Consider the following 13,226-nt stretch of genomic DNA (forward strand, 5'->3'; position numbering starts at 1 on the left):
CGTCTCACGAGCGCGCCAGCAGCTCCATCGATGTCCGATTTCGGCCATGACAGTCGTGGGCGGAGCGGACCTGGGGGCCGCGTCGACGTCCACACCCGTTGTGCCTGCCTCGGGCGCGCCTTCTGCCACCCATTCTGCGGGATCGCGGAGAGGCGCGCGGCCAAGAACAACCGCCGGTGGCGCGTGAGTGCACGCTACCCTCTCCGCCGCCCCGCGCCCACCTGCCCGTCCCAAACTGGACCGGAACCCTTGTGGATCAGCTCACGGAGCACCGGCGGGCCGAGCCCGGTTCGTCCGGGATAGGCGGTGTGTCCCGGACGTATCCCGGCCGTTCCCCCGCCGTGGGCGACTCACCCGACGGAGCGGCGGCCGCCACGCCCCGGCCCGATCATGGGTTCATGACGGCGGGGGGTGGGGCACTATGACCACGTGGCTGCCGCCAGGTCGTCCGACGGATCCGGTCCGCTCCGCAGGGCGGGCCGGGCGATGGGCCGTGCCCTGCGCGCCCCCTTCACCGGCACCGCGCGCGGCATCCGCAAGGCGACCCACGCCCACGGCGCGGGCGAGTCGGGGCTCGGCAAGCTGATCGAGCTCCACGCGGTCAACGGCGCCGGTGACGTCATGATCACCGTCGCGCTCGCCTCGACGGTGTTCTTCTCCGTACCGACGGACGAGGCCCGCGGACGCGTCGCCCTCTACCTGGCCGTCACGATGGCCCCCTTCACCCTGCTCGCCCCGGTGGTCGGCCCCCTCCTGGACCGCCTGCCGCACGGCCGCCGCGCCGCGATGGCCGGCGCGATGTTCGCCCGGGCGGTGCTCGCGATCACGATGTCGGGTGCGGTGGCCACGGGCGGCCTGGAGCTCTATCCGGCGGCGCTCGGCGTCCTGGTCTGCTCGAAGGCGTACGGAGTGGTGCGCAGCGCCGTCGTGCCCCGTCTCCTGCCACCCCGCTTCTCCCTGGTGAAGGCCAATTCGCGGGTCACCCTGGCCGGGCTGCTCGCCACGGGCGTGGCGGCACCGATCGGGGCGGGGCTGCAGAGCATCGGATCGGCCTGGCCGCTCTACGGCGCCTGTGCGATCTTCCTCGGCGGGACGGTCCTCGCCTTCACGCTGCCGCACAAGGTCGACTCCGCGAAGGGCGAGCGCAAGGCCCGTCTCGTCGTCCCCCACGAGGAGACGGCCCGCCCGGTCGTCACCGGTGCCAGGACCAAGGGCGGCCGGAGCGGCAGCACGCGGATCGGCAGGAGGGGCGGGCGGGAGAAGCCACCGGGGCTGCGGTCCGTCGGGCCGTCCGTCCTGCACGGCCTCCAGGCCAACGCCGCGCACCGCGCGCTCTCCGGCTTCCTCATCTTCTTCCTGGCGTTCCTGCTGCGCGAGCACCCCCTGGCCGGGCAGAGCGCCGCGGTCTCCCTCGGCATCGTCGGCGTCGCGGCCGGAACCGGCAACGCCTGCGGCACGGCGGTGGGCTCATGGCTCAGGGCACGCGGCCCCGAGGTGATCGTGGCGACGGTGCTGGGACTCGCCCTGGGGGTGGCGGTGCTGGCCGCGGTCTTCTTCAGCACGCTGATGGTCGCGGCGCTCGCCGCGGTCGCCGGTTTCACCCAGGCGCTGTCGAAGCTGTCGCTGGACGCGATGATCCAGCGCGATGTGCCGGAGGAGGTGCGCACCTCGGCCTTCGCGCGATCGGAGACGCTGCTCCAGATGTCCTGGGTGGTCGGCGGCGCGATCGGAATCGCGCTCCCCCTCAACGGAGTACTCGGCATGTCCGTCGCCGCCGGGCTCCTCGCCCTCGGCGCGGCCGCCTCCGTACGGGGCCTCCTGGGGGCCGCACGGCGCGGCTCACCGCACCCCCGCGTGGCATGAGCGGCACCGACCGATAACCTTCGGCGCATGACCGTTGCGTTCTTCTCCGGTAAGGGCCGTCGAATCGGCGTCGCTCTTGGTGCCGTGTCCGCGGGACTTCTTGTCCTGTCCGCCTGCGACAAACCGACGCCGCTCGCCACCGTGACGGTCGGCGACAACTCGGTGAGCTCCGAGGCCGCCTGCTACAACGACGGCAACGCCCTCAAGGAGTCCGAGATCCAGGGCTGCCTGAACAAGAAGGCGGAGAAGTCCGTCAAGGTCGCCATGGACGACAAGGTCCGCTTCGGCGTCGACCCCGAGGTCGCGGACAACGGCTGGTCCCTGTTCATCAACGGCCAGCAGGCCGAGCAGGAGCCGTACAAGCGGACCTACCGGTCGATCCCCGGCAGCGCCTTCTTCGCCAGCCAGACGGGCGAGACCACGGCGGACAAGACGCAGGTCAGCATCGTCGAGACCAAGGGCCAGAAGCTCACGGGCATCTGGCACTTCCAGCTCACGAAGACGTCCTGACCCCCTGACCCCGAGGACCTCCGCCGTGCGGATGCTTGTCGTGACCGCTGTCCCGGCCGAACGGGACGCGGTCACGCGTGCGTTCGGGGGTGAGCCGCGGATACGTGAGGTGCCGGGCGCCGAGCTGCACCGGGCCGGCCCCTTCGACGTCCTCTCGGGCGGCGCCGGACCGGCCGCCGCAGCCGCCGCCACCGCCTTCGCCCTGGCCGCCGCGCCCGCCTCGGCCCCTTACTCGCTGGTCTTCTCGGCCGGCATCGGCGGCGGTTTCGCACCCGCCGCGCCCGTCGGCTCCCTCGTCGTGGCGACCGGCATCGTCGCCGCGGACCTGGGCGCCGAGACCCCGGACGGATTCGTGCCCGTCACCGGTCTCGGCTTCGGCAGGGACACCTTCGCACCGCCCGGAGACCTCGTACGGGACGTGGCGGAGGCGACCGGAGCGGTGCGGGGCACGGTCCTCACCGTCTCCACCGTGACCGGCAGCGCGGCCCGCACCGCCGAGCTGCTGGCCGCGCATCCCGGAGCCGTCGCCGAGGCCATGGAGGGCTTCGGCGTCGCGGAGGCCGCCGACCGGTTCGGCGTGCCGGCGCTGGAGCTCCGGGCCGTATCGAACACCGTGGGGCCGCGCGACCGCGAGGCCTGGCGCATCGGCGACGCCCTGACGGCGCTCACCGAGGCGTTCGGCAAGACCGCACCCGTAGTGGAAAGTTGGACCCGGCATGACCGACTCGACCGACACCGTGACTGACACCGCCGCCGGCTCCGCGGGCGCACCGCCCGCCGCGCTGCGGATCGCCTTCTCGCCGTGTCCGAACGACACCTTCGTCTTCGACTCCTGGGCGCACGGAAGGGTCCCCGGCGCGCCCGCCCTCGACGTCACCTTCGCCGACATCGACCTCACCAACGGCATGGCCGAGCGCGGCGAGTTCGACGTGCTGAAGGTCTCCTACGCCGTCCTGCCCTGGGTGCTGGACGAGTACGCGCTGCTGCCGTGCGGCGGAGCCCTCGGGCGTGGCTGCGGGCCGCTGGTCCTCACGAAGGAGGCGGGCGCGGACCTGACAGGGAAGACCGTCGCCGTGCCGAGCGAGCGCTCCACCGCTTATCTGCTCTTCCGGCTGTGGGCTGCCGAGGTCGTGCCGGACGGAGTGGGCGAGATCGTCGTCATGCCGTTCGACGAGATCATGCCCGCGGTGCGCGACGGCCGGGTGGACGCCGGGCTCGTGATCCACGAGGCACGCTTCACCTACCGGAACTACGGCCTGCACAGCCTCGCCGACATGGGCGAGCACTGGGAGCAGACCACCGGCCTGCCGATCCCGCTCGGCGCCATCATCGCCAAGCGCTCGCTGGGCGAGGAGACGCTGGACCGGCTGTCGGAATCGATCCGCACGTCGGTGCGGATGGCCTGGGACGACCCGGAGCGCTCACGTCCGTACGTCCAGGAGCACGCCCAGGAGATGGACCCGGCCGTGGCGGACCAGCACATCGGGCTCTACGTGAACGAGTTCACCGCCGACCTCGGCGAGAACGGCTACGCGGCCGTCCGCGGCCTGCTGACCCGGGCGGCGGCCGAGGGGCTCGTCCCGGCACTGGCCCCGGACGCGCTGGCGTTCACCGCACGCTGACAGCGCGGGCCGGGCCTCGCGGGCCCGGCCCGGCCGTCACACGTCGAGCTGGTCGGCGACCGCCCTCAGCAGGCCGGCGACCTTCGCGCCGGCGGCCTTGTCGGGGTAGCGGCCCCGCTCCAGCATGGGCGTGATGTTCTCCAGGACCGTGGTCAGGTCCTGCACGATCGACGCCAGCTCGTCCGGCCTGCGCCTCTGCGCCGCCGCGACGGACGGCGTGGGGTCGAGGACCACCACGGAGAGGGCCTGGTCACCCCGCTGGCCCGCGACCACACCGAATTCGACGCGCTGACCGGGCTTGAGGGCCTCGACGCCGTCGGGGAGTACTGAGGAGTGGACGAAGACGTCGGCGCCGTCGTCGCGCGAAAGAAAGCCGAAGCCCTTTTCCGAATTGAACCATTTGACCTTACCCGTGGGCACGTCTGTCCTCGTCCTCGTACTCGTCGGTGTGCGCGGGAGAGCCGCGAAACGGCTCCGGATAGCAGTACAGCGGGTCCGAGACCCGCCAAGTCCCAGGCTAATGGCCCAGGGGCCGGACACAAGACGTCGCCGGATGGTTCCGCCGAGCTGGGAACTACCCTTGCCGGGTGAGTACTACTCCTTCCGGCGCAGGCGACCGGCTCGTACAGGTCGGCGCGATCGTCTTCTTCCTCGGCGCCCTGGCCACCCTGGTCACCGTCGCGCCGCTGTTCCTGGGCACCGAACCGTTCCCGCCCATCGCCTACGCGGTGTGCATGCTGATGGGTCTGGGCTTCCTGATCGCGGCGGCGGGGGTGGTGCGCTCGGTGTGGAAGAACTCCCCGAAGCGCGCCGCCGCGAGGTAGCGGACGGGCCCGCCCGCCCTCACCCTCGGCCGGGGAGTCAGGCCGCCGAGACGGTGCTCAGCCAGGCGGGGAACGCCGTGAGGTCCGGAAGGATCACGTCGGCTCCAGCAGCGCGGAGCTCCTCCTCGTCGCACGGCCCGGTGGTGACACCGACCGACAGGGCGTTCGCAGCGCGCGCCCCCCGTACGTCACCGGTGTGGTCGCCGACGTAGATCCGCGCGCCGTGCTCCAGGAGTGCCTCCGCCTTGCCTTCGGCCCAGAGCCCGCCGATCAGCACGTCCGTCGCGATGCCGAGGTGCGCGAGGTGGAGCTTGGCGTTCGGCTCGTACTTGGCGGTGACGACCATCGCCCGCCCGCCGAGCGCCTGGACGGCCTCCACGGCCTCACGGGCGCCGGGGAGCGCGGTCGTCGGCGTGATCGCCGTGTCCGGGTAGATGGCGCGGTACCGGTCGCACGCACCGGCTGTCGCGTCGGCCGGGAACCAGTTCACCATCTCGTCCTCGAGCGGCGGACCGAGCCGGCTGACCACCAGGTCCGTGTCGATGTACACACCCGTCTCGGCGGCCAGTGCCTCGTAGGCGGCCTTGATGCCGGGCCGGGAGTCGATGAGCGTCATGTCGAGGTCGAAACCGACCGTCAAGGTGTGTGTGGGCATAGCACCCATTGTGCCGACCTCCCGGGCAAGGACGTCGGGCCCGTCCGTCACCGGCCGCGGCGAGGGGCCCGGGGGCTCCTGACCGCTCCACGGCGTGCAGAATCACGGCACCCGCCCGCTCCTGCCGAGGAATGAGAGTTGACCCCGCACTCCCTGGCGTTCTACGTCCACACCGTCACCACCGGCACCGTGCTCGGCCTTCGGCCCGACGACCCTCCCGGCCGGGTCGCCGCGGTGCTGGGGACGGACTTCGCCGAGAACACCTTCGACGAGTGGGCGATGCTCCGCGACCACGGCCTGGCGGAGTTCCACTTCCACCGCGCGAGCGCCCGCGCCCCGTGGGCGGGGCACCACTTCAGCCTCCAGGTGCACCGGCTCGCCCGCCGTGACCGTACGATCCCGGGCGAGGTGCTCCGCGCCCGCTACGGGCGCTTCGCCCCCCGGCTCCGGTTCGAGAAGCTGCGGGGCCTCCTGCACCGTCGCGGTGTTCCCCTGCTGGAGGTCCCGGAGTACGCGGGGAACGCTCCGTACTACCGCACCTTCTGGCAGCCCGGGTCGCGGACGGCCGTCTCCTTCGTCGCGACCCACGGCGAATACAGCACACCGGGCAGCCTGCGGGTCGGCGACGTGTACCGGATCCACGCGCCCGTGACCGCCCAGGAGGTGGAACTGCGCAGGGAACGGGCCCGCTGACGCGGGCACTCGGGCCGTCGTGGGCACCCCGGGGCGCTTCCGGGCCTGTGCGGCGTCCCGGGCCTGCGGGCACTTCCGGGCCTGTGGAGCTTCCGGGCCTGTGGAGCGCGGTGTCAGGTCCGCGCCCCACAGGCGGTTCAGGGGGGTGTGCACGGTTCCGGTGACCGCCCGTGCAGGGTTTCGGCGCCGCGTACCCGCGCCTCCGGTCCGCACGCCGGCCTCAGTCGCCGGACGTCATCCGTAGTACCGCCAGCCGCGTCAGCTCACGGCTCTGCGGCTCGGTGTCGAGGGACCGGTGCAGGGCCAGCCCCTCGATCAGCGCGTCCAGCTGGCGGGCTGTGTCCGGTTCGAAGTGCTGCTCCAGCAGACGGCGGCTGCGGTTCATCCAGGCGTGGGTGAGCTCTCGGTACTCGTCGCGCCGCGCGGCGAGCGTGTAGAGCTCCTGGGTGAGGACGAGGTCCCGGCGGGGCCCCTCGGAGAGCACGTGGATCAGGTCGGTGACGGCTTCCCGGGCCTCGTCGGGTGTGCCGGCCCGGCCCAGGTACAGCTCGAAGACGGCCACGATGTGGTCGGCGAAGAGGGTGAAGGCCTCGCGCAGCAGATCGTCGATGCCGCTGAAGTGATACGTCATCGAGCCCAGCGGCACATCGGCGCGCCCGGCGACCTTGCGGTGGGAGACGCCGACCACACCCTCCTCGGCGATGTGGTCGAGCGTGGCGGCGAGGATGCGCTCGCGGCGCTGCGGATCCGTGCGTCCGGTGGCCATGGGACGGCCGGTCAGACGCTGCGGACGACGCGGGCGGGGTTGCCCACCGCGACGACGCCGGCGGGGATGTCCTTCGTGACCACGGCGCCCGCACCGATCACGGAGTCGTCCCCGATGGTCACCCCGGGGCACACGATGACGCCGCCGCCGAGCCAGACGTTGTCCCCGATGGTGATGGGGAGCGCGGCCTCCAGCTTGTCCCGGCGCGGGCCCGGCTCCACGGGGTGGGTGGGCGTGAGGAGCTGGACGTTGGGGCCGATCTGGCAGTCCTCACCGATGGTGATGCGCGCGACGTCCAGCGCGGTGAGGTGGTAGTTGACGAAGGTGCGGGCGCCGATGCTGATGTTGCTGCCGTAGTCGACGTAGAGCGGCGGGCGCAGGTCCACGCCCTCGCCCACGGAGTCCAGGAGCTCGGCCAGGATCGTACGGGCCGCACCGGAGTCCTCCGTGCAGGCGGCCTGGTAGCGCGACGCGAGCCGCACCGCCCGCTGCTGCCTCCGGGCGATCTCCGGGTCGTCGGCGACGTAGAGGTCACCGGCGAGCATGCGCTCGTGGTTGGTGCGCGGATCGTTGGCGAAGTAGTCCGTCGGCATGCGTACGATCGTACACCCCCGAAGTGTACGAACGTACGCTCGAAACCCGCACCCGCCCGCGGGCGGGGCTCATCCCCGCAGCCTGCGTGCCCGCCACACCAGATACGCCGCCGAGGCCACCGCCGCCACCCGCACCACCACGGGCCACACGTCCGTCATCGCGTCACCCACCGCGTCCTCGGCGAGGGGCTCGCCCCAGCGGCCGTCCATACGCCCCCACACCCAGACGAAGGCGCCCGCCACGACCACGCCCGGCAGGCCCATCGCGACCCACTTGGCCTCCGCGCGCGAGAACTTCCGTGAGCTGTAGGCCAGCAGCCAGCCACCCGCGAGCGCCAGCCACGACCCGAGCACGGCTCCGGCCACCAGCAGGGCGGCGGCCAGCAGCAGCAGCGGGTTCGAGAGGCGCGGCCGTGCGGCCACCTCGGCGCCTTCGACGGCCCGCCGGGGACGCAGTCGCAGCCTCATCCGGGGCCGGGGCGGCGGAGCCGGCACGGCATCCTTCCCGTCGGCCACCTTCCCGGACTCCTCCTCGCCCTCCGGGGCGCGGGGTCCGGGCGGCTTCGGTGCGCCCGGGGCTCCAGGGCCGCCCGGTGCCTTCGACGTGCCGGGCAGCCCGAACAGCTCCGGGCTCTCCAGCCCGCCCACGAACCCCGGCACGGCAGTGCCGGGACCCATGGGCCCCTGCGCACCCTGCGCGCCCTCACCGAACGGCCCGGGCTCGATCCGCCACCACTCGGGCTCACCCTCAAAGGGCTCACCCACGGCCGGGGCTTGGCCGAGGCCCGCCATGTGTGGAGCGGACGCCGACGGCCAGTCGGAGCCGGGCTCCGCCGTCGCGTCGGACGACGCACCCTCGGGTGCCGCACGCCGGGGTGCGGCACCCTTGCCCGACGCACCCTTGCCCGACGCACCCTTGCCCGACGCGCCTTGGCCCGACTCGCCCTTGCGCGACACGTCTTTCCGGAGCATCCCCCGCCGTGCCCGTGGCACGGCGCGCGGGCGCTCGGCATCCGTCACCGCGTCCGCCCGGGGCGACGGCAGCGTCACCGCTCCGTCGCCCGACTCGCCAGCCGCGGCGACGAGTTCGTCCGGCGCTCCGAGCCTGCCGATGATGCGCCGGACCACCGCCGGAGAGTCCGAACCGTCCGTGCCACGCTGCCGGTCGATCTCGCCCCGCAGGGTCGCGACGAGCCTCATCCGGGCCCCCGAGGAAAGCTGTTGCTGCTGCGCCAGGTCACCGACCCGGCTGAGGTAGTCGTAGACGAGCCGGTCGCTCTCGATCCCCACGCGCTGGTTCTCCCTCCACACGCCCTGCCCCGACGGTAGCGTTCCAGGGGCTACCGTGGGACGGATGGGGACGACCACACCACCGCGCACGCTCGCCGAGGCTCTGCGCGCCCGGGGCGACGAATCGCTGGCGGGGCTGCTGCGTGCCCGCCCCGACCTGCTGAACCCCGTGCCGAACGACATCACCCAGCTGGCGACCCGGGCCGGCACACGGGCCTCCGTCGTCCGCGCGCTGGAACACCTCGACCGCTTCGCCCTGCAGACCGCGGAGGCGCTGGCCGTCGCGCCGGACCCCGCTCCGTACGACACGCTGCTCGCGCTCCTCACCGGTGACGGCCTGGACGACGGGGCCGGCCGAGACGACGCGGGCGCGGCGATCACCGCCGCGCTGCCCACCGCCCTCACGACCCTGCGCGAACAGGCCCTGGTCTGGGGCGAGGACCAGCGACTGCATCTCGTACGCACCGCACGCGAGCTGCTCGCCCCGTCCCCGCAGCACCCCTCCCCCACCGGTCTCGGCCCGACCGTCGCCGAGGCGACGGCCGGCATGTCGCCGGGCCGGCTGCAGGAGATCCTGACCACCGCCGGGCTGCCCGGCACCCACGACCCGGTCTCCGCCGTCGCGTCGTTGGCCGGTCTCTTCACGGACCGGACCAGGATGGCCGAACTGCTGGACACCGCCCCGGTCGAGGCGCTGTCCGTGCTCGACCGGCTTGTCTGGGGACCGCCGTACGGGGAGCTCACCCCGAATCCCGCCCCGCCCGTGCAATGGCTGCGCGACCGCGGGCTGTTGCTGCCCGTCTCGACGCGCACCGTCGTCCTGCCCCGCGAGGCGGCGCTGCACCTGCGGGCCGGCCGCGCCCACCGCGTGCCCGAGCCCGTGGCGCCGGAGCTCGTGGCGGCGGCCGAGCGCGATCCACAGGCCGTGGACAGAGCGGCGGCGGGCCAGGGCTTCATGGCGTTGTCCACCGTCGAGGACCTCCTGAAGCTCTGGAACGACGGCGGCCCGGCCATCCTCCGCGCGGGCGGCCTCAGCGTGCGCGAGCTGAAGCGCGCCGCCGTCGCGCTCGACTCCCCGGAGCCTGTTGCCGCCTTCTGGATCGAACTCGCCTACGCGGCGGGCCTGCTGGCCTCCGACGGCGAGACCGACGAACGGTATGCGCCGACCCCCGCGTCCGACGAGTGGCTGGACCTGCCCGCCCAGGACCGCTGGACCCACCTCGCCACCGCCTGGCTCGCGGCGACCCGCACCGCGGGCCTGATCGGCGGCCAGGACTCCAAGGGCCGGGCCCTGTCCACGCTCGGCTCCGACCTGGACCGTTCGGCCGCGCCCGAGGTACGCCGACGGGTCCTGACCCTGTTCGCCTCACTCCCTGCGGGCACCGCACCCGACCCGCAGACCCTGCTCGCCCGGCTCCGCTGGGAACGGCCGGTACGCACCCAGGGGCCGGGCGGGCAGGCAGCCCCGGGCGACGCCTCGGACCTCCGCTCCCGGATCGCCCTGTGGACGGTCAACGAGGCGGAACTGCTCGGCATCACCGGCCGCGGGGCCCTCTCCTCCCAGGCCCGCGCCCTGCTCGATGAGGGCCCCGCCCAGGCCGCCGCCCGCCTCGCCCCGCTGATCCCCGAACCCCTGGACCACGTGCTGCTCCAGGCCGACCTGACGGCGGTCGCCCCCGGCCCGCTGGAACGCCCGCTGGCCGAGATGCTCTCGGTGCTCGCCGACGTCGAGTCCAAGGGCGGGGCGACCGTCTACCGCTTCACCCCGGGCTCCGTACGCCGCGCGCTCGACGCGGGGCAGGCCGCCACCGACCTGCACGCCTTCCTCGCCACCCACAGCCGCACACCGGTGCCGCAGCCGCTGAGCTACCTCATCGACGACGTGGCGCGCCGCCACGGCCACCTCCGGATCGGTGCCGCCTCCGCCTACGTACGATGCGACGACGAGGCCGTACTCAACGAGATCCTGGCCGACAAGCGCTCGGCCCCCCTGCGGCTGCGCCGGCTCGCGCCGACCGTCCTGGCCGCGCAGGCCGACCCCGGGTCGCTCCTCGAAGGGCTGCGCGAGATGGGGTACGCCCCGGCCGCCGAGTCCGCCGAGGGCGACGTCCTGATCACCCGCGCCGGAGCCCGCCGCACCCCGCCCCGCACGCCGCCCGTCCCCGTCCCCGAGGGCCCGCCGGTCCCCGACGCCACCCTCCTCGCCGCCGCGGTCCGGGCCGTCCGGGCCGGCGACACGGCCGCCAGAGCCGTCCACAAGGACGCCCCGGACACGGCCACGACGGGCTCCCTCCCCCGCACGACCCCCGCCGAGACGCTGGCGACGGTGCAGGCGGCGGCGATGACCGGCTCGGCGGTCTGGATCGGCTACGTCAACGCGGACGGCGCGGCCAGCCAGCGGGTGATCGCCCCGGTCAAGGTGGAGGGCGGCTTCGTGACGGCGTACGACCACACGGCGGACGAGGTACGGACGTATCCGCTGCACCGGATCACGGGCGTCGCGGAGCTCGCCGACGAGCAGACGAACTGACGAGCTGACGAGCTGACGAGCAGCCGATCTGGCAGGGTGGCCGTTCAGGCAGGGTCCATGTCCCGGACGCGCTGGAACGTCTCCGTGCCGGTGGCGCCCTTCTTCCACTCGACGGTCAGGGTGTTCCCGTTCTGCTCCAGGTTGCCGACGCGGTCCTTGTCCTCGACCCGGACCCCGTCCTCCTTGCAGAGCAGGGCCATCTCCAGGAAGTCACCACTCTCGTCCTTCTGCCACCGTCCCTCGCAGTCCAGGCCGTCGGTGGTGGTGAGGATCGCGTTGACCCGGGCGGGCTCGTCGAGGTGCTCCTCGCCCAGCCCCAGCGTGGAGCCGGAGACCTGCCAGACGGCCTGCAGCCCGGTCCCGGTGGGCGTGGGCACGGCGGGCTCCGTGGAGGGCTCCACGGGCTCGTCCTCCGTCGGGCCGGGGTCGGCGGAGACGGAGACGGAGGGGCTCTCCTTCGCGACGGGCGCCGCGGGCTCGTCGCCGTCGGCCCCGAGCGCGAACCAGAGTCCTCCGCCGATCAGGACGAGAGCCACGAGACCGGCCCCCACGACCAGGCGGGTACGCCGCTTCCCCGGTGCCGGGGGCGGCGCCCCCGCCGGTCCGTACTGCGGCGGCAGGGGGTGGGCGCCGTACGGCGAGGGCTGCTGGGGCTGCTGGGGCCCGGTGGCGTAGGGGTTGTCCGGCACGGGCTGCCCGCCGTGCGGGTTCCCGTACCCGGCCTGCGGCGGAACGTAGGGCGACTGCGTGGGCGGCGGCTGCGGCGGCCAGGGCGGTGGCTGGGTCATGGTGGTCCTCCCCCCGCGGCCGACGCGCTGCCGACCGGGCGTTCTTTTCTATCAGCCACACCTGACTGCCCGTCGGCCGAGGGAGAGGCCGGTCAGGAGACCTCCGGGGTACCGGCAGGTCGAGCTGGGTACGGCCGAAGTCGTACGTGGCCATGTCCTGACGACCCCGGCACTTCGTCTCGACGATCATGAAATGTTCGTCAGGAGGCCGGCAGCCCGCCGAGTGCGGCGGCCTCCCGCAGCACGTCGACGAGCATCGGCATGGTGAGCCGGCCCGTGAACGTGTTGCGCTGACTCGGGTGGTAGCTGCCCAGCAGGTGCAGTTCCTGCCCGCCTTCCGTGGCAGGCAGCACGACGTGCGCGCCGTGGCCGAACACGGGCCGCGGGCGTGGCACCTGCCGGCCCGCCTCGGCCAGCACCGGGAGCAGGGCCTGCCAGCCGAACCCGCCGAGCACCACCACCGCGCGCAGCCCCGGGCTCAGCAGGTCCAGTTCGGCCGCCAGCCACGGGCTGCAGGTGTCGCGTTCCCCCGGGGTGGGCCTGTTCGCCGGGGGCGCGCAGTGCACGGGGGAGGTGAGCCGTACACCGTGCAGGGTGAGCCCGTCCCCCGCGTGCTCCGAGGTCGGCTGCGAGGCCAGACCCACGGCGTGCAGGGCGGCGAAGAGGAAGTCGCCGGCCGCGTCGCCCGTGAACATCCGGCCCGTCCGGTTGCCCCCGTGCGCGGCGGGCGCGAGGCCCACCACCGCCACCGTCGCGTCCGAGGGCCCGAAGCCGGGCACGGGCCGCCCCCAGTAGTCCTGGTCCTGGAAGGCCGCGCGCTTGACCGCGGCGGCCTCCTCCCGCCAGGCCACCAGCCGGGGGCAGGCACGGCACCCCGTGAGGAGCGCGTCCAGCTCACCGAGCCCGGTGCACCGGGGCGCGTGGTGCGCCGGGAACCCCCGGTCGCCGGGGCCCGGTACCGCACCCACCGGCTCCGTGTCGTCCATCCCCTCACGCTACGGGCTCGACGGCCCCGGGACCGCGGTCAGGCACGGCCCCCGGGCGACGACGCGGCAGGGAGCCGCGCACGGGCCCCGCCCGTTCCCGGCCGAT

General features: G+C 73.7%; 14 protein-coding genes. 7 read left to right on the forward strand and 7 right to left on the reverse strand.

Features of this window, described 5'->3' with window-relative positions; all coding sequences use genetic code 11:
• Positions 1-429: 429 nt before the first annotated feature.
• Genes ABZ441_RS21670 through ABZ441_RS21685 form a run of 4 tightly spaced genes read left to right on the forward strand, consistent with a single transcriptional unit; the run spans position 430 to position 3,995 of the window.
• Positions 430-1,863 carry an MFS transporter gene (locus tag ABZ441_RS21670; RefSeq protein WP_358976576.1) on the forward strand — a complete coding sequence of 478 codons (1,434 nt, stop codon included), beginning with the start codon at positions 430-432 and terminating at the stop codon, positions 1,861-1,863.
• A gap of 27 nt (positions 1,864-1,890) precedes the next feature.
• Positions 1,891-2,373, forward strand: a complete 483-nt coding sequence (locus ABZ441_RS21675; protein WP_358976578.1) for a DUF2771 domain-containing protein — start codon at positions 1,891-1,893, stop codon at positions 2,371-2,373.
• 25 nt (positions 2,374-2,398) lie between these two features.
• Positions 2,399-3,118: a futalosine hydrolase gene (locus ABZ441_RS21680; protein WP_358976581.1), complete on the forward strand. Its 720-nt coding sequence runs from the start codon at positions 2,399-2,401 to the stop codon at positions 3,116-3,118.
• Complete coding sequence (locus ABZ441_RS21685) at positions 3,090-3,995, forward strand: 1,4-dihydroxy-6-naphthoate synthase (RefSeq protein ID WP_358976584.1); 906 nt, start codon at positions 3,090-3,092, stop codon at positions 3,993-3,995. Before ABZ441_RS21680 ends, ABZ441_RS21685 begins: the two co-directional genes overlap by 29 nt.
• A gap of 36 nt (positions 3,996-4,031) precedes the next feature.
• Here the strand turns inward: ABZ441_RS21685 and ABZ441_RS21690 are convergent, their stop codons facing one another.
• A complete protein-coding gene (locus ABZ441_RS21690) occupies positions 4,032-4,415 on the reverse strand; it encodes a cold-shock protein (RefSeq protein WP_205018169.1) in 384 nt (127 codons plus the stop codon).
• 167 nt (positions 4,416-4,582) lie between these two features.
• Here ABZ441_RS21690 and ABZ441_RS21695 point away from each other — a divergent pair, with 167 nt between their 5' ends.
• Positions 4,583-4,819, forward strand: a complete 237-nt coding sequence (locus tag ABZ441_RS21695; protein ID WP_358976589.1) for a hypothetical protein — start codon at positions 4,583-4,585, stop codon at positions 4,817-4,819.
• 37 nt (positions 4,820-4,856) lie between these two features.
• On the opposite strand, the gene ABZ441_RS21700 is transcribed toward ABZ441_RS21695, so the two are convergent.
• Entirely contained in the window at positions 4,857-5,474 is a 618-nt protein-coding gene (locus ABZ441_RS21700) for an HAD family hydrolase (RefSeq protein WP_358976592.1), read from the reverse strand.
• A gap of 138 nt (positions 5,475-5,612) precedes the next feature.
• On the opposite strand from ABZ441_RS21700, the gene ABZ441_RS21705 reads away from it, so the two are divergent.
• A complete protein-coding gene (locus ABZ441_RS21705; protein ID WP_358976595.1) occupies positions 5,613-6,167 on the forward strand; it encodes a hypothetical protein in 555 nt (184 codons plus the stop codon).
• A 220-nt stretch (positions 6,168-6,387) separates the two neighbouring features.
• On the opposite strand, the gene ABZ441_RS21710 is transcribed toward ABZ441_RS21705, so the two are convergent.
• The 3 genes from ABZ441_RS21710 to ABZ441_RS21720 all read right to left on the reverse strand — a co-directional run bounded on the left by ABZ441_RS21710 (position 6,388) and on the right by ABZ441_RS21720 (position 8,816).
• Positions 6,388-6,933 (reverse strand): TetR family transcriptional regulator, encoded by a 546-nt coding sequence (locus ABZ441_RS21710; RefSeq protein ID WP_358976598.1) that lies wholly within the window; start codon positions 6,931-6,933, stop codon positions 6,388-6,390.
• 11 nt (positions 6,934-6,944) lie between these two features.
• On the reverse strand, positions 6,945-7,526 hold the full coding sequence (locus ABZ441_RS21715) for a sugar O-acetyltransferase (protein WP_358976601.1): 582 nt from the start codon (positions 7,524-7,526) through the stop codon (positions 6,945-6,947).
• A 69-nt stretch (positions 7,527-7,595) separates the two neighbouring features.
• Positions 7,596-8,816 carry a hypothetical protein gene (locus tag ABZ441_RS21720; RefSeq protein ID WP_358976604.1) on the reverse strand — a complete coding sequence of 407 codons (1,221 nt, stop codon included), beginning with the start codon at positions 8,814-8,816 and terminating at the stop codon, positions 7,596-7,598.
• A gap of 64 nt (positions 8,817-8,880) precedes the next feature.
• Between ABZ441_RS21720 and ABZ441_RS21725 the strand changes: the two genes are divergently transcribed.
• Positions 8,881-11,346 (forward strand): helicase C-terminal domain-containing protein, encoded by a 2,466-nt coding sequence (locus tag ABZ441_RS21725; RefSeq protein ID WP_358976607.1) that lies wholly within the window; start codon positions 8,881-8,883, stop codon positions 11,344-11,346.
• Positions 11,347-11,390: 44 nt separating this feature from the next.
• Here ABZ441_RS21725 and ABZ441_RS21730 read toward each other — a convergent pair whose 3' ends face one another.
• Both ABZ441_RS21730 and ABZ441_RS21735 read right to left on the reverse strand, forming a co-directional pair.
• Positions 11,391-12,134: a hypothetical protein gene (locus ABZ441_RS21730; RefSeq protein ID WP_358976610.1), complete on the reverse strand. Its 744-nt coding sequence runs from the start codon at positions 12,132-12,134 to the stop codon at positions 11,391-11,393.
• Between the two features lie 200 nt (positions 12,135-12,334).
• Entirely contained in the window at positions 12,335-13,120 is a 786-nt protein-coding gene (locus ABZ441_RS21735) for a uracil-DNA glycosylase (RefSeq protein ID WP_358976613.1), read from the reverse strand.
• Positions 13,121-13,226 lie beyond the last annotated feature (106 nt).

The organism is Streptomyces sp. NPDC005752 (assembly GCF_040630715.1).
Taxonomy (GTDB): domain Bacteria; phylum Actinomycetota; class Actinomycetes; order Streptomycetales; family Streptomycetaceae; genus Streptomyces.